General features: G+C 57.2%; 16 protein-coding genes and 1 pseudogene. 14 read left to right on the forward strand and 3 right to left on the reverse strand.

The window, feature by feature from the left end:
• Positions 1-59 precede the first annotated feature (59 nt).
• Positions 60-485, reverse strand: a complete 426-nt coding sequence (locus OA238_RS16800; RefSeq protein WP_245581335.1) for an EthD family reductase — start codon at positions 483-485, stop codon at positions 60-62.
• Between OA238_RS16800 and OA238_RS16805 the strand changes: the two genes are divergently transcribed.
• From OA238_RS16805 to OA238_RS16825, 5 genes and pseudogenes are all read left to right on the forward strand, one after another.
• The gene (locus OA238_RS16805) at positions 474-1541 is read left to right on the forward strand and encodes an IS630 family transposase (protein WP_015493922.1); all 1068 of its coding nucleotides are present in this window, start codon (positions 474-476) and stop codon (positions 1539-1541) included. The genes OA238_RS16800 and OA238_RS16805 overlap by 12 nt on opposite strands.
• A gap of 256 nt (positions 1542-1797) precedes the next feature.
• On the forward strand, positions 1798-3027 hold the full coding sequence (locus tag OA238_RS16810; protein WP_015496091.1) for a beta-ketoacyl synthase N-terminal-like domain-containing protein: 1230 nt from the start codon (positions 1798-1800) through the stop codon (positions 3025-3027).
• A gap of 3 nt (positions 3028-3030) precedes the next feature.
• Positions 3031-3822, forward strand: a complete 792-nt coding sequence (locus OA238_RS16815) for an enoyl-ACP reductase FabI (RefSeq protein ID WP_015496092.1) — start codon at positions 3031-3033, stop codon at positions 3820-3822.
• Between the two features lie 18 nt (positions 3823-3840).
• Positions 3841-4638: a site-2 protease family protein gene (locus OA238_RS16820; protein WP_015496093.1), complete on the forward strand. Its 798-nt coding sequence runs from the start codon at positions 3841-3843 to the stop codon at positions 4636-4638.
• Positions 4639-4808: 170 nt separating this feature from the next.
• A pseudogene (locus OA238_RS16825) lies at positions 4809-5036 on the forward strand (sodium:calcium antiporter); the annotation flags it as partial.
• 17 nt (positions 5037-5053) lie between these two features.
• On the opposite strand, the gene OA238_RS16830 reads toward OA238_RS16825, so the two are convergent.
• Positions 5054-6286, reverse strand: a complete 1233-nt coding sequence (locus OA238_RS16830; RefSeq protein WP_015496094.1) for an ISL3 family transposase — start codon at positions 6284-6286, stop codon at positions 5054-5056.
• A 119-nt stretch (positions 6287-6405) separates the two neighbouring features.
• Between OA238_RS16830 and OA238_RS16835 the strand changes: the two genes are divergently transcribed.
• A complete protein-coding gene (locus tag OA238_RS16835; RefSeq protein ID WP_245581336.1) occupies positions 6406-7077 on the forward strand; it encodes a sodium:calcium antiporter in 672 nt (223 codons plus the stop codon).
• A gap of 200 nt (positions 7078-7277) precedes the next feature.
• Here OA238_RS16835 and OA238_RS16840 read toward each other — a convergent pair whose 3' ends face one another.
• Complete coding sequence (locus tag OA238_RS16840; RefSeq protein ID WP_015496095.1) at positions 7278-7715, reverse strand: FKBP-type peptidyl-prolyl cis-trans isomerase; 438 nt, start codon at positions 7713-7715, stop codon at positions 7278-7280.
• Between the two features lie 173 nt (positions 7716-7888).
• On the opposite strand from OA238_RS16840, the gene OA238_RS16850 reads away from it, so the two are divergent.
• From OA238_RS16850 to OA238_RS16885, 8 genes are all read left to right on the forward strand, one after another.
• On the forward strand, positions 7889-8221 hold the full coding sequence (locus OA238_RS16850) for a hypothetical protein (RefSeq protein WP_015496096.1): 333 nt from the start codon (positions 7889-7891) through the stop codon (positions 8219-8221).
• Between the two features lie 54 nt (positions 8222-8275).
• The gene (locus tag OA238_RS16855) at positions 8276-8953 is read left to right on the forward strand and encodes a haloacid dehalogenase type II (protein ID WP_015496097.1); all 678 of its coding nucleotides are present in this window, start codon (positions 8276-8278) and stop codon (positions 8951-8953) included.
• The gene (locus OA238_RS16860; RefSeq protein ID WP_015496098.1) at positions 8953-9780 is read left to right on the forward strand and encodes an alpha/beta fold hydrolase; all 828 of its coding nucleotides are present in this window, start codon (positions 8953-8955) and stop codon (positions 9778-9780) included. Before OA238_RS16855 ends, OA238_RS16860 begins: the two co-directional genes overlap by 1 nt.
• Complete coding sequence (locus OA238_RS16865) at positions 9777-10748, forward strand: threonine ammonia-lyase (RefSeq protein WP_015496099.1); 972 nt, start codon at positions 9777-9779, stop codon at positions 10746-10748. Before OA238_RS16860 ends, OA238_RS16865 begins: the two co-directional genes overlap by 4 nt.
• A gap of 81 nt (positions 10749-10829) precedes the next feature.
• A complete protein-coding gene (locus OA238_RS16870; protein WP_015496100.1) occupies positions 10830-12044 on the forward strand; it encodes an endonuclease/exonuclease/phosphatase family protein in 1215 nt (404 codons plus the stop codon).
• Complete coding sequence (locus OA238_RS16875; RefSeq protein WP_015496101.1) at positions 12041-12808, forward strand: alpha/beta fold hydrolase; 768 nt, start codon at positions 12041-12043, stop codon at positions 12806-12808. Before OA238_RS16870 ends, OA238_RS16875 begins: the two co-directional genes overlap by 4 nt.
• A gap of 40 nt (positions 12809-12848) precedes the next feature.
• On the forward strand, positions 12849-14063 hold the full coding sequence (locus OA238_RS16880; protein WP_015496102.1) for a TCR/Tet family MFS transporter: 1215 nt from the start codon (positions 12849-12851) through the stop codon (positions 14061-14063).
• An 83-nt stretch (positions 14064-14146) separates the two neighbouring features.
• Positions 14147-15229 (forward strand): Zn-dependent alcohol dehydrogenase, encoded by a 1083-nt coding sequence (locus tag OA238_RS16885; RefSeq protein WP_015496103.1) that lies wholly within the window; start codon positions 14147-14149, stop codon positions 15227-15229.
• Positions 15230-15410 lie beyond the last annotated feature (181 nt).

A 15410-nucleotide genomic window follows, 5' to 3' on the forward strand; every position in this document is an offset into this window, starting at 1 on the left:
CGGCTCCTTAGTTCTACAATATTGTTACTCACAATTTTGCGGCCCCACGCGGCCTGCGTTTATTCTTGCACTTTCCCAATCAGCATCTGCGGTTGCCCACTGAAAAAATTCGGGATGTCTTCCAAGGCAGGCCCTGCCGCGGCAAGTGCTGAATCCAGTGCCGCCTGATCTTTGAAAATCATCGTTGCAACTGTATGAAAGCCGGCAGGCATATCCGAGCCGCCAGCCAACCCTTTAACAATCTGGACGCTTTCGGTGTGCGGGGTCATGTGTTCGTCAACAATCGCGATGTGTTTGGTGTCATAATACGCGTGATCAAAGGTGGTATTATTTTCTGTGGGATAGAAAACTTGAAGTGAAACAGTCATTTTTTCTTCCTTATATACTCCTGCGCCTGAATTGACCTGACGATTTTGGGCCTGCGATTCACTTCGTCGCATGGCCAAAGGCGGTTCAGTCTGTATTTTGAGTTTATGAGCAAGCAATACAAAACAGTCTCCTTATCCGACGAGCAGCGCATAGCACTTGAAGCGCTTTGCCGCCGCCGCAAAGTTGACGCCCTTGTTTGGAAACGGGCGCGCGCGTTTCTTCTTTTGGACGCAGGAGAAGACGCCGGAACGGTTTGCCGGATTTTGGATATTGGCCCGACAGTTTTGACGGAGTGGCGATTTGCCTTTGCCGGTGCGGGACTATCGTTTTTCGGTCTGAAGGACTACAGCCAGCGTCAGGGTCATTTGTCCGTCGTGCAAGAGCAGGCGGTGAGAGCCCATTTCACCGCGCAGCCTGCCCGCAATGCCGATGAGGTCTGTGCCTATGTTCTAGCCGAGTGCGACCAAAACTACAGCACGTCGGGAGCCGCCAAGCTGATGCGCCGCCTGGGGTTCGCGTATAAGAAACCACAATTGCTGCCTGCACAGGCCGATGAAGCCAAGCAGGCTGCGTTTATTGCCAAATATGAGGCCCTGATGAACGGGTTGGCCGCAGATGAGATGGTTGTCTTTTCGGACGCTGTCCACCCCGAACACCAGAGCCGCCCCGCCCATGGTTGGTTCCCCAAGGGACAAAAGACGGCCCTGAAGGCGACATCAGGGCGCAAGCGGCTCAACATTCAGGGCGCGCTTGACCTTGAGACTTTCCAGTTCACCTTTGTGGAAGGCGAGAAGATCAATGCCCAGACAACCCGACAGATGCTGGAAAAGTTGGAACGCAACAACCAAACCAAGACGGCCATCCACGTCTTTGTCGACAATGCCCGCTATCATCATGCCAAGATACTACAGCCATGGCTGGACAGCCCAGAACGTCGGGTGAAGTTGCATTTCTTGCCAGCATATGCCCCGCACCTCAACCCGATCGAGCGTCTTTGGGGTGTTATGCACAAATGGGTCACCCACAATCGGCACTATGCAACGTTCAACCAATTCACAGAGGCCATTTTCGACTTCTTCCGCAAGACCCTGCCAGAAAAATGGCCAGAGTTCCGCGACACCGTCACCGACAACTTCCGCGTCATATCGCTCAAGGAATACAAAGTGATTTGAGGGGAAAACCTCAGGTCAATTCAGGCGCGGGAGTATAAAACGGCAACTCATTAAAACCGATATGAAAAGCTTATTCATTCACGCCTTCATTTGCGAGTCCTTTGGTTCGGCCCGCAATCGGGCGGCCATAGACACCATGTGCCCCACAGTGTTCGATGCTTGGCAACGCCGACCCTCTTGCGGCCCACACCACCCCACCCTTGCCCCGCCCCCCCCTCTCCCATACACCTAAGAAAACAACACTAAGGGAGTAGCCATGCGCCGTGTCGTGATCACAGGGATGGGGATTGTCTCCCCCATCGGAAACAACGTAGCCGAAGTAGATGCAAATCTGCGTGCCGGAAAATCCGGTGTCGTCGCGTCTGAGGAAATGAAAGAACACGGGTTCCGCAGCCAGATCGCGGGCACGCTCAAACTTGATGTGTCCGAGCATGTGGACAAGCGCACATTGCGCTTCATGGGTCCCGGTGCTGCATACGCCCACATCGCCATGGGTCAGGCGATTGCGGATGCAGGATTGTCCGAAGACGACGTCGTGAACCCGATGACGGGCCTCATCGCAGGCTCCGGCGGGCCAAGCACATCCGCCATGTTCGCCGCGCATCAGATCGTTCTCAAAACCGGCGCAACCAAACGCATCGGCCCGTTCGCAGTGCCTAAAACCATGTCCTCGACCGTGTCCGCGAACCTTGCGACGGCGTATAAAATTAAAGGCATGAACTTCTCGATCACCTCGGCCTGTTCCACGTCGCTGCATTGTATCGGCATGGCGGCCCAGCAGATCGCCCTTGGCACGCAAGACATCATGTTCGGCGGCGGCGGCGAAGAACTGGATTGGACCCTGTCCTGCCTGTTTGACGCCATGGGCGCGATGAGTTCCAAATATAACGACACCCCTGAAAAAGCCTCGCGCGCATTCGACGCCAACCGCGACGGTTTCGTCATCGCTGGCGGCGGCGCGATGTTGGTGCTGGAATCACTGGACGGCGCGCTCGCCCGCGGCGCGAAAATCTATGCCGAAGTCACAGGTTTCGCAGCCACATCCGACGGTGCCGACATGGTCGCGCCAAGCGGTGAAGGCGGCGAACGCGCCATGCGCGGTGCGCTGAAAACCCTGCCCGAAGGTCGCAAAATCAGCTACATCAACGCCCACGGCACCTCCACACCCGTCGGCGACGTGGGCGAGGTCGAGGCCGTGCGTCGTGTATTCGGAACCGGATCGACGCCCCCGATCAGCTCAACAAAATCAATGACCGGCCACTCCCAAGGTGCGACAGGCGCCCATGAAGCGATCTATTGCCTGCTGGCCCTACAAAGTGATTACATCATCCCGAGCATCAATATCGAAACGCTGGATCCAACCATAAACGCCGGCGAAATCGCCACGTCCTTGGTCGAAAACGCCGGACTTGATACCGTCATGACGAACTCGTTCGGGTTTGGTGGCACCAACGGCTCCATGCTGTTGTCAAAGTATGAGGGCTAGACCATGACCATCGATATGAACGGCAAACGCGGCCTCATCATGGGCGTCGCCAACAACCGCTCTATTGCGTGGGGCATCGCATCAGCCATGCACAAGGCGGGCGCGGAACTGGCGTTTTCCTATCAAGGCGAAAGCCTGTTGAAACGCGTCGGGCCACTTGCGGAATCGGTCGGGTCAGACACGCTGGTTGAGGCCGATGTGATGGACGATGCATCACTAGATCGTTGTTTTGCAACCCTGAAAGAAAAGTGGGGCAAGATCGATTTTCTGGTCCACGCCATCGCTTATTCTGACAAAAACGAACTCACGGGCCGCGTGTCTGACACCAGTCGCGCGAACTTTAACACAACCATGGCGATCAGCTGTTTCAGCTTCATCGACGTGGCGCGGCGTGCTGCGGAAATCATGCCAGACGGCGGCACATTGCTGACACTGACCTACCAAGGCAGTCATGGCGTTACACCCAATTATAACGTCATGGGTGTCGCCAAGGCCGCGTTGGAATCAGCAACAATGTACCTCGCAGCCGACCTTGGCCCGCAACAAATCCGCGTCAATGCGATCAGTCCCGGTCCGATGAAAACCCTTGCGGGTGCCGCCATCGCAGGGGCACGGCGCACGTTCCGATACGCCGAACAAAACTCCCCCCTGCGCCACAACGCGACGCTTGATGCCGTCGGTGGCACAGCTGTCTATCTGGCGTCTGATGCGGGGGCTTGCACGACAGGCGAAATCATCCACGTGGATTCCGGACTGCACACGATCATGATGCCACCGCTTGAAAACCTTGGTTGATCCGAAGGTTATTTGAACGTGACACCCACTGTCCTGCTTTTGTGCGCGCTCATTGCCTGCCTCGCCACTGCTTATACATTGCGGGGCGGGCTGACGTTTGCGAACAAATTGACCGTGCTGGGGATGGACCCCAAAGGCATCGGCATCTCGATCCTGTCTGTTGCTGCGGCGGTCTGGTTGCTTGGCGCCACCTTCGGGCTGGCCTTGATCGCCGTTCTCGTGATCCATGAATTCGGCCACGTCGCCGCGTTTCGCGTGGCGGGGCATTCGGACGCGCGGTTCCGTTTGGTGCCATTGCTGGGCGGTTACGCAATTTCCAACCACCCAATCAAAACCCAAGAAGAACAGGTCTTCATCTCCCTGATGGGTCCGGCCATCGGCATCGCGCCGATGCTGCTTGCCTACGGCCTCACGCCCTTTGCCGCGCAGTATTACCCTGCGGCAATCTCTCCACTGTTGACCTTCGCCAGCATCTGCGGCGCGTTAAATTTCTTTAACCTGCTGCCGATCTGGCCACTGGATGGCGGCAAACTTACCGCATCGATCACGGCGGTGTTTCACGACCGCGCACCGTTCTACATATTTGTTGCGTCAACCGCGCTGGTTGGGCTGGTGGCGGTGCTGTCACAACGCCTCTTTTTGCTCTTTATCGTGGTCTTGGGCGTGCAACACCTGATGCAAACCGGCGGCAGCGATGGCCGCGCACCCCACGCCCAAATGTCCAAAAACCACGCCATCTTGTGCCTTGGCGCATGGCTGTTCACCGCAGCAACCCTGTTTATGGGCGGCGTGGCAACAATTCTGCGATTTGTTTGAAGAGCTGCTGGACGGATTTAGTTGCAGGTCGCTTTATGTGCGCCGCCGCAAAGACTTTTAGAAAATATACCTCACTGCCCTACTTGCGGCGTGACACTCCAGCGCTGACTTGAAGGTGAACAGCAGGCAATCCGCCCGCTCGAGGGATTGTCGTGGACTATTTATCTATCATGGCCGGTTTGGTCGGCCTATTCCTTGGAGGCGAAGCCCTTGTTCGAGGCAGCGTCAGCATCGCGCATAGGATGTCGATTTCGCCGTTCGTCATCGGCTTGACGGTGGTTGATTTCGGAACATCGACACCTGAACTTTTGGTGTCGGTGCAGGCCGCATTGAAGGGTGTTCCAGATATCGCAATTGGCAACATTGTTGGATCAAACATCGCTAATGTGGCTCTTCTCCGCTTTGTTGAGTTATTCTAGGATTTCAAATAGAACATAGATTGATTATCTGGGATGGATGATTGTCTAATTTTGAGTTTGAAGTATTCGGTATCCCTGATGCCCCTGGCTCGTTTGCGGATCATTCCTATACTGACATTACCAGCCTCTATCCTGGCGCTTGTCAGCTTGTGTTTCGCGTAGTTGCATATGCCCACACAATGTTTTCTTAGGGATTTTGCGAACTTTTTCAGATAGAGCATGTGTGACTGATCTGCGATCAGGCACCAATTTTCCAGTTGCTCTGACATCCCCTCAAATGATGGGGCGCTCCACAGAGCCTGAAGCTGTTCTTTTAAGACGTAAAGCGTATTCAGGTTGCTATTGCTCTCCAGCAACGTTTGCAGCTTGTTACTTTGTTTTTCATTCAACTTATCCGCATTTTTGAGCAACAGATAATGCGTGCCCTTCATCAACTCTTTACCACTTGGATCGGCCTTCCTGAACTCAAGGCGACGCTGATTATGGATAGCCTTGCTGTAGTTTTTCATGACGTGGAAACGGTCAAATACGATGTCGGCCATCGGCAAGGACTCCCTGACAGCCTTTTGGTAGGCAGGCCCCATATCCATCGACACGGCCTTTATTTTATGGGCTGTATCTGGCCGCAGCTGTTTCAAAAACCTTGAAAAAACTTCGGCAGTTCGACCGGCTTCCACCCAGATCAGATGCCCTCCGACCATATCGTAGACCACCGTCATATAGTCATGACCTTTCGCCCGGGCCACTTCATCGACACCAATGTATTCCAAGCCAGCAAGCTGTGCGGGATCAAGCGCAGGGAGCGTTTCCATCAGGTATGCCTTGTCGATATTCTTTACCGTCTCCCATCGTATACCTAAATGCCTGGAGACAGCCAGAATGGATAAATGACGGCACAATCCACTGATAAGATGGCAAAATCGATGGGTGAAACGGCACCCTTTATCAACAAAAGGACACGCCTCAATGCGGCGCTCACCCTTGCTAATAAAAACCTGCGCTAGCTCAATCTCAATCACACAAGGATACCCAAAAAACGGGATGTCGTTTACTTGTCGGCGAATATGTTGGTTGATGCTACCCTTCTTGCCGGTTGCAGGGTCTATAGCGCTCCTGCGGGCATCCCGACTGCACTGAACAATAACCTTCGCACAGTCTTCAGCCAGCTCAATTTCATTTACACGTTGCCCCTTCAGGCGTAAAATATGTTGCGAGATGTCGATGGTCATATACCTGCCCTATGTAAAGTTGTCAGAAACCTAACATATCAACAGGTTACTTGATGGTCGGCATCTTTTCTTACTCAACAAAGCGGAGAAGAGCCGCTAATGTTTTGTTGATTGTCGGGTTGACGGCTCTGGTATGGCCGATCCATGTCGCCGGCTCCGCGTTGCGGCGTGACACAACAATCATGATCTTGTCAGCGCTGGCACTGGTTCCACTTTTTGCGATGGGCGAAATTGGCCGTGTGGCAGGCCTCACATTGGTCGCGGGGCTGATTGCCTATCTGGTTTGGACGTTTCTGAAGCCACGACAAGAAGCCTCTGACGATGAAGCCGAAGCCGAAGCCGCGGCAACGCCGATCATGAATGCGCTGCTATGGGTCACACTCGGCCTCGTTGGGCTGTTGTTCGGCGCACGGTTCTTGGTCGATGGCGCTGTATCGGTTGCACAAGATTTTGGCGTGTCTGAGGCCTTCATCGGCCTCACCATCGTCGCCATCGGAACATCTCTTCTTGAACTTGCGACCTCACTGATCGCAGCGTTTCGCCACCAGTCAGATATCGCAATTGGCAATATCGTCGGATCCAACATTTTCAATGTTCTGGGTATTCTTGGTGTGACATCAATTGTTGCACCGATCCCAGTTGCGCCGCGTTTCCTGACATTTGATCTGCCAATCATGATTGTCGTATCTATTGTTTTGACCGGTTTGTTGCTGCTGCACCAAAAAATTGGTCGAAGAACTGGTGCGGTGATGTTGCTGGCCTATTGCGCCTACCTGTTAACCGCACATTAAGCGCAGCCCGATTCTGTTGAGGATGTGAGGATAGGATTTCGACAAGTGTTCTGGCCCAACGCGCTGACTTCGGCAAAGTGGCCCTTCTTTGAAATCCTTGGAACCAGTCGCCTGAGCGTAAACCATGCCTACCCATCCTGCTAAACGAAAAACGGGCGGCCTGCTGCCAGACCGCCCGTTCATTCTAAATATAAACTGCCTTACGCTACTTTGACCGAAACAACCTCAATCGCGAAGTTCAAATCTTTGCCTGCCAGCGCGTGGTTGGCATCCATCGTCACTTCGGTATCGCTGATCTCAACCACAGTCACTGGGATCACGTTTTGGCCATCCGGCGATTGCATCTGCAACGTCAGGCCAAGCTCCAACGGGATATCGTCAGGGATCTGCTCATGTGGAACGGACTGGCGGTTTTCGGGGTTGATCGCGCCGTAGGCTTCGTCACATGGAATTTCGACGACCTTCTTGTCGCCAACAACCATGCCCGGAATAGCCTTATCCAGCCCCGGAATGATCTGCCCGGACCCGACTTCAAATTCCAATGGATCGCGGCCGTCGCTGGAATCGAACGTCGTGCCGTCTGTCAGTGTACCCGTGTAATGAATGGCAACTGTGTCGCCTGCTTTAACTTCGCTCATGGAGATCTCCTTTGTCTTCTGTTGGCGTGAATTCGCGCGCTCCCTAACAATCGCGCGTCAAGATTGCAAATCGCTGTGCGTCGCGCCAAAATCACCCCCCATGACACAGGCTTTTACCTCCAGCCGCACGGGACGCCTTTGCCGCGTTTCCTCAGCCTGCGCGCACCACCTTGATGGCCGTGCGCGCGATGATCTTTGATATCGCCGCCACCCTGCCCCCGCATCACCACGTTGGCCGCGTTGAGGAATCAACCAAATGGGGCCAGCCATCCTACGCCACGCCCGACACCAAATCCGCGACTCCGATCCGGCTTGGCCTGTCCAAGGCGGGCGATCCGGCGATTTTCACCCATTGCCAATCGACCGTCATGCGCGATTTTCGTGACCTCGCCGCACCAAATCTGAACTTTGACGGCAATCGCGCCGTTTATTTGCCAAACAACTACCCACCAAAGCTGGACGAATTCGCGCCATTGATCCGCGCAGACCTGACCTATCGCCTTTGAGGCTTTCCAACGGTCTGCCTGCGTGCCAAGCTGTTTCCAACTGAAAGGTCTCACATGACAATCACCACCTGCATCTTCGATGCTTACGGCACACTGTTTGACGTGGGCGCCGCCGCGCGCGAAGTCGCCAAGGAACCCGGGCAGGCACAATTGGCCGCCGTTTGGGGCACCTTGTCCAAGGACTGGCGCACCAAGCAGCTGGAATATTCGTGGCTGCGCGCGATCAGCGGCACCTACATTCCGTTCTGGCAGGTCACACAGGACGCGCTTGATTGGGCGATGGACAACAACGGTTTGAACGACAACGCCCTGCGCGCCAAATTGCTGTCGGTCTACAAAGAACTGCCCGCCTTTCCCGAGGTCCCCGCCATGTTGAAAGCGCTGAAAGAAAAGGACGTGAACATCGCGATCCTGTCCAACGGCTCACCTGATATGCTGGTCAATGCGGTGCGCTCGGCTGGAATCGGTGAATACCTTGATGATGTGCTGTCGGTCGAAGAAGTGAATATCTACAAGCCGCACCGTCTGGTCTATGACATGGTCTGGGAACGCTTTGATGTGCCGCAAACCGAAGTCCTGTTCGCGTCGTCCAACGGCTGGGATGCTGCTGGTGCTGCTGGATACGGCTTCGGCACAGTCTGGGTGAACCGCGACGGCGCCCCGCAAGATCGTCTGTGGGCCGCACCGCACCGCACGCTCAAAGACCTCAGCACGATTCCCGATCTTGTCTGATGGGGACGTTTACAGCGGCTGACGGCAGCCAGCTCTATTATACCGACGAAGGGTTCGGGCTGCCCATCCTCGCGCTCGCGGGGCTGACCCGAAACACTGGCGATTTTGACCATGTCGCACCGCACCTGCTCAAGTCCGAGGCCGTCCGCCTGATCCGCATGGATTATCGCGGGCGCGGCCAGTCTGATTGGGCCGATCCCGCCAGCTACACGATCCTGCAAGAATCCGCCGACGCGATTGCCCTGCTAGATCATCTTTCCATCGACAAGGCGGCCATCATTGGCACGTCGCGCGGCGGTATCATCGCGATGATGCTGGCGGCCACCCACAAACACCGCCTGCTCGGCGTGGCGCTCAATGATATCGGCCCGCATATCGAAGCCGCAGGCCTCAGCGACATCAAAGACTATATCGGCCGCAATCCAACGCAGGCGACCCTTGCGGACGCTGCCGACTTTCGCGCCCGCGCATGGTCGCATTTCAACGGCGTGCCACAGGATCGCTGGCTGCACGAGGTCACAAACCACTACGTTGAAACCGCCAATGGCCTGATCATCAAATACGACCCGAAACTGCGCGACGCTGTGCTGGGGTCCGGAACCCAACTCGCGCCCGACCTCTGGCCGCTCTATGAGAAACTCGCGGACCTGCCGCTGGCCCTGCTGCGCGGCGATGCGTCCGATTTGCTGTCTGCGGTGACGTTCGATCAAATGCGCAACCTGCGCCCCGATGCCCACGCAGCCACCGTTTTGGGGCGCGGCCATGTCCCGTTCCTCGACGAACCTGAATCCCTCGCGGTTCTGAACGGCTGGATCCTGAGCTTATGAATATCGATCTGATCCGCGCCGCCGCCATACGTCTGCACGGCCACGCGCGGCGCACGCCGCTGCTGTCCTCACAGTTCCTTGACGACATCGCGGGCCGCAAGGTCTACGTCAAACCCGAATGCCTGCAACACACGGGATCGTTCAAATTTCGCGGCGGCTGGTCGGCACTATCCGGCATGGACCCCGAAAAACGCGCCAATGGCGTCATCGCCTATTCATCGGGCAATCACGCACAAGGCGTCGCTCTGGCGGCCCGGATGCACGGCGTGCCCTCCGTCATCGTCATGCCCTCCGACGCGCCCGCCCTCAAAATTGAAAACACCAAAGCCCTTGGCGCTCAGGTTGTCCTGTATGATCGCGACACAGAAGACCGCGACGAAATCGGCGCGCGCATCGCCGCCGATCGCGGCCTGACCTTGGTCAAACCCTTTGACGATCCACTGGTCATCGCAGGTCAAGGCACCGCAGGGCTTGAAATCGCCGAAGATGCCAACGCGCTTGGCCTTGAAAACATCGACGTTCTTGTCTGTTGCGGCGGCGGCGGCTTCACGTCCGGAATCGCTCTGGCCTGTGAGGCAGACGCCCCCACTCTGCGCGTCCGCCCCGTCGAACCGGACGGCTTTGACGACGTCGCACGCTCCTTGATCTCGGGCAAGATCGAACGCAACGCCGCCACCTCCGGCAATATCTGCGACGCAATCATCACCCCGCAACCCGGCGATCTGACCTTCCCGATCATGCACCGCCTGTGCGGACCCGGCCTTGTTATCCGCGAAAACGAAGCCCTTATGGCAATGGCACAGGCGTTCCTGCGCCTCAAACTCGTCGCTGAACCCGGCGGTGCCGCAGCCCTTGCTGCGGCCCTTTACCGACCCGACGACATCCGCGGCGTCGGCGTCATTGTCACCATCAGCGGCGGCAATGTTGACCCCGCCCAATTCGCGCAAGCCCTCGCCACACTGGACTGACAGCTCTTTCTGTCTACCGCATCTTTGCTTTCTAAATATCCCCGCCGGAGGCTCCTGAGATAACCGAAAGGCCCCAGCGCCATGACCCGTTTCACCATCGCCAGCTTCAATGTCAAAAACCTCATCGGCGCGGACAAGGTATATTATAAATTCCAGTCCTACACGCCAGAAGAATCCGCGTGGAAACAGGATTGGATGGCCGAACAACTGCTGACAATGGACGCCGACATTGTAGGTTTTCAGGAAATCTTCGAACAGGACGCTCTACGCGACGTGATCGCGCACGCCGACAGCTTGGGCCAAACCTCAAACGACGCCGCAATTCCCGACCCCTCCCAACGCTATCACCGCAAAGCGATTTTCCGCAAACTCGCCTACACCCCCTACGGCACAACGGGTTTGGCCTTCGCGCCCAATTCCGCCGATACGGGCGAGGCAGGCCAACGTCGCCCGGGAGTCGCGATCGTCTCGCGCTTCGGCTTCGTCGGAATGCCAGAAATCATCCAAGACCTGCCCGAACCTGTCGACATCCCGTTTTCGGCCCTGCGCGGCGCAGACAATCCGGATGACGCGGGCCACTACCGCCTGCGCCGCCTCTCCCGCCCGATCCTTAAGGCGCGCATTCCGGTTGATGGCCAGACAATCACCGTTTTCAACTGTCACCTGAAATCCAAATTGGGCGAACATGTCACCCCCGCTGGCGCGGAATTTTCGCCTGCCAGCGATTTGACGAACTATGACCCCGTCGCGCGCGCCCTCGGCTCCCTGCCTGCCGCATTGCGGCGCATGGCCGAAGCATGGGTGCTGCGCCGCGAAATCATTGCCGAACTCGACGCGGGGAACCCCGTCATGGTGCGGGGTGATTTCAACGACGGCGAACACGCAGTCTCCTCTGAAATCATCTCCGGCGAAACACCGTTCAAGAATTACGCATGGATGCTGCGCCACGATGCGAAAACCTCGCGCGACCGCTATTCGGACGCGCAAAACGAACAGATTACCGAAGACATCAATCGCGTCCGCCTGCACTCCGCCGAAAAGATGTTCGTGCGCAAATCCGCCCGCGACATGGTCTATACATCGGCCTTTGGCGGCACATTCGAATCCATCGACCAGATTTACATGTCGCGCCACTTTCACCCCGATTACGCAAACAAGATTGGCGAAATGGAATACTTTTCCGTGCTCAACGACCATCTAACCGATGGCTCCCACCCAGAAGCACCCTATAACAAACTCGCATCAGATCACGGCCAGATCATCGCGCATATGGTCATGGACGGGGTCGGATCATGATTGACAACATCGAGGTCAAAGGCGCAACGCTGAATGCCCAATTCATGGGTGAAGGTCCGCCCATCGTGTTTCTGCACGGCCTTGGCGCCGACATGTCGGTGTTTGATGGCCTTGCGCACCGCTTTCCAGACCACAAAATTATCCGCTTTGATCTGCGCGGCCAAGGCCAGTCCAGCGTACCGGACGGCCCCTATACAATGGGCGGCCTGATCGCCGACACCGAAGCCGTGCTTGATCATTACGGCGTACGCGACGCCGTTGTTTTTGGCCTATCGATGGGCGGCATGATCGCCCAAGGCCTCGCGGTGAAACGCCTTGATCTGGTGCGCGGGATGGTTTTGTGCGCCACCGCCGCCAAGTTCGGTCAGGCCGACCCGTGGCACGCCCGCGCCGTCACCGCGCGCACCAAAGGCATGGCAGCCCTTGTTGATGAAACACTGGCGCGGTGGAACGCCAAAGACGAAGACGCCCTCGCCCGCGCGCGATTTATCAACGCCAATCCCGAAGGCTACGCGGCCTCCTGCGAAGCGATTGCAGGCAGCGATTTTTACACGCCCACGGCCGGTCTGCGTCTGCCGACGCTTGGTCTGTGCGGTGATCGCGATAAATCGACGCCACCCGATCTGGTGCGTGAAAAAACCGACCTTATTCCCGGATCGACGTTCCAACTGATCCGTGGCGTGGGGCACCTCGTCCCCGAAACCCACGCAGATGTTGTGGCTGGGTATCTCTATGAATTTCTCGTCGGCATTGGCCACATGTGACCTCTTGCAGGCCGCGCCGCCTTGCGACTAAAATCGGCCGATGAACGCCCCACAGCGCAAACGCGCCTTCACCTTTATCCTGATCACACTCACGCTGGACGCCATGGGCATCGGGCTGATCATGCCGGTGATGCCCGACCTTATCCGCGCAGTGAATGGCGGCAGCCTTGGCACCGCTGCGATTTGGGGCGGCATTCTGGCAACAGCATTTGCAGTGATGCAATTCATCTTTGGCCCGATCCTCGGCTCGCTCTCTGATCGCTATGGTCGCCGCCCCGTGCTGCTGATCTCGCTGCTGGTCATGTCGCTCGATTATCTGGTCATGGCCGTGGCAGGCTCCATCTGGCTGTTGTTCGCAACCCGCATCATCGGCGGCATCACGGCGGCCACCATGGCAACAGCCTCCGCCTTTATCGCCGACATTTCCAAACCGGAAGAAAAATCCGCCAACTTCGGGCTGATCGGCGCGGCCTTCGGTCTCGGTTTCGTACTTGGCCCCGTGATCGGTGGCCTGCTGGGTGAATTCGGCGCCCGTGCGCCGTTCTATGCCGCAGCCGCACTGGGCACCGCAAACCTGATCTTCGGCTACTACGTGCTGCCCGAAACCGTCACAGATCGCATACGCCGCCCGTTCTCGCTGCGCCGCGCCAACCCGTTCGGCGCATTCAAAGCGCTGGGGCAACTTGACGGCGTGCGCCGCCTGGTCTTCCTCGTGTTTCTGTATGAATTCGCCTTTATCGTCTATCCTGCAACTTGGGCCTATTTCACCAAAGAAGCTTATGGATGGTCCCCCGGCATGGTCGGCGCGTCCCTTGCGCTGTTCGGCGTCGGCATGGCAATTGTCCAAGGGGCGTTAATCCGCCCTGCCCTGCGCCGCTTCGGTGAACGCGGCACAATCATCTATGGCATCACCTTTAACTTTCTAGCCTTCGCGGTGCTGACGCAGATCACCACGGGCTGGGTCGCGCTTGCCTTTATCCCGCTCACGTCCCTCGGCGCGGTGGTCACACCGGCACTGCAAGGCCTGATGTCACAGCGCGCGGGCGATGATCAACAAGGCGAACTTCAGGGCGTCATTTCATCAGCCAAATCCATGGCGATGATCTTTTCGCCACTGGTCATGACGCAAATCTTCTATGTCTTCACGACCGACACCGGCCCCTACTTTCCGGGCGCTGCTTTCGCGTTGTCCGCTGGCATCATGATCGCCTGTATGGTGGTCTTTCTGGGCCGTACCCGCCAAACCGCGACCTAAACGACCCCTTCGTCGTTTTCACGCTTGCACCATGTCGGCCACACCTCCACCTTGGCGCAAATTCACTCAACCAAAGGTGCCCTATGCCCCGCATCAAAGCCGCCGTTTGCCATGCCTTTGGCGAACCGTTCGTCATCGAAGACATTGAAATCCGCGCGCCGATTGACGGCGAAGTCGAAGTCACTCTCGCCGCCTGTGCAATCTGCCATTCAGACATCACCTACGCCGAAGGTCATTGGGGCGGCTCCCTTCCCGCCGTTTATGGCCATGAAGCTGCTGGAACCGTCACGGCGACCGGACCCAACGCCAAGGGCGTGGCGATCGGCGACAAGGTCGTCGTGACCCTGATCCGCTCTTGCGGCACCTGCCCAAGCTGTTCAGCCGCGCGGCCGACAAACTGCGAAGAACCCTATGACGGCGACCATGGCCCGATCAAAACGGCCGATGGTGGCAAACTGCACCAAGCCATGGCCTGCGGCGGTTTCGCCGAAAAGGTCGTCGTTGATGCCTCACAAGTCGTCACCCTACCCGACGGCATTTCAATGGAGGCCGCATCGCTTCTTGCCTGCGGCGTCATCACTGGCATCGGCGCAGTTGTGAACGCCGCCAAAGTCCGCCCCGGCCAAGACGTTGTTGTCATCGGCGCGGGCGGCGTCGGGCTAAACGCGATCCAAGGCGCGAAAATCGCTGGCGCACGCCGCATCGTCGCCGTTGACATGAAACCCTCAAAGCTCGCGATTGCACGTGAATTCGGCGCGACCGATGCGGTACTTGCCTCAACGGATGAACCGTGGCGGCAAGCCAAGTCGTTGATGGGGCGCGGCGCGGATGCGGTCCTCGTCACCGTCGGCGTCGCGGCCGTCTATGACCAAGCGCCCCGTTACCTCGCCAAAGGCGGCAACGTCGTCATGGTCGGCATGCCAGCCTCCGGCGCATTCTCCAGCTATGAGGCCGCCAATTTCGCCGCCTCAGGTCAAGGCATGATCGGTTCCAAAATGGGCGACGTGGTCATCAAACGCGACATCCCGTGGATGGTCGATCTCTACGCTCAAGGCCGTCTGAAACTGGACGAACTCATTTCCGGCACATGGTCCCTTGATCAGATCAACGAGGCAATCGCCGATACCAAAACAGGGGCCGCCAAACGCAATGTGATAGTCTTCTAGGGGGCACTTGGCTGCACACCTGTACATACACAGTGTGTACAGGTGTGTACAAGATGTGCCGCCGGTTTTTCGGTGAGAATCCAATCCTGTAAGACGTCATCCAAGTGCGCTATCGCGACCAAGCAGGCAAGGAACCGGACAAGCAAACAGCGGACTTCACCCCTTCGCCAAACGGGTCCAG

The sequence above is a fragment of the Octadecabacter arcticus 238 genome (assembly GCF_000155735.2).
Classification (GTDB): Bacteria; Pseudomonadota; Alphaproteobacteria; order Rhodobacterales; family Rhodobacteraceae; genus Octadecabacter; species Octadecabacter arcticus.

Coding starts and splice junctions, on each gene's coding strand:
- OA238_RS16860 (WP_015496098.1), top strand. CDS start 8,953: ATGGGGACGTTTACAGCGGCTGACGGCAGCCAGCTCTATTATACCGAC.
- OA238_RS16810 (WP_015496091.1), top strand. CDS start 1,798: ATGCGCCGTGTCGTGATCACAGGGATGGGGATTGTCTCCCCCATCGGA.
- OA238_RS16870 (WP_015496100.1), top strand. CDS start 10,830: ATGACCCGTTTCACCATCGCCAGCTTCAATGTCAAAAACCTCATCGGC.
- OA238_RS16880 (WP_015496102.1), top strand. CDS start 12,849: ATGAACGCCCCACAGCGCAAACGCGCCTTCACCTTTATCCTGATCACA.
- OA238_RS16850 (WP_015496096.1), top strand. CDS start 7,889: ATGGCCGTGCGCGCGATGATCTTTGATATCGCCGCCACCCTGCCCCCG.
- OA238_RS16875 (WP_015496101.1), top strand. CDS start 12,041: ATGATTGACAACATCGAGGTCAAAGGCGCAACGCTGAATGCCCAATTC.
- OA238_RS16840 (WP_015496095.1), bottom strand. CDS start 7,715: ATGAGCGAAGTTAAAGCAGGCGACACAGTTGCCATTCATTACACGGGT.
- OA238_RS16805 (WP_015493922.1), top strand. CDS start 474: ATGAGCAAGCAATACAAAACAGTCTCCTTATCCGACGAGCAGCGCATA.
- OA238_RS16830 (WP_015496094.1), bottom strand. CDS start 6,286: ATGACCATCGACATCTCGCAACATATTTTACGCCTGAAGGGGCAACGT.
- OA238_RS16815 (WP_015496092.1), top strand. CDS start 3,031: ATGACCATCGATATGAACGGCAAACGCGGCCTCATCATGGGCGTCGCC.
- OA238_RS16855 (WP_015496097.1), top strand. CDS start 8,276: ATGACAATCACCACCTGCATCTTCGATGCTTACGGCACACTGTTTGAC.
- OA238_RS16885 (WP_015496103.1), top strand. CDS start 14,147: ATGCCCCGCATCAAAGCCGCCGTTTGCCATGCCTTTGGCGAACCGTTC.
- OA238_RS16865 (WP_015496099.1), top strand. CDS start 9,777: ATGAATATCGATCTGATCCGCGCCGCCGCCATACGTCTGCACGGCCAC.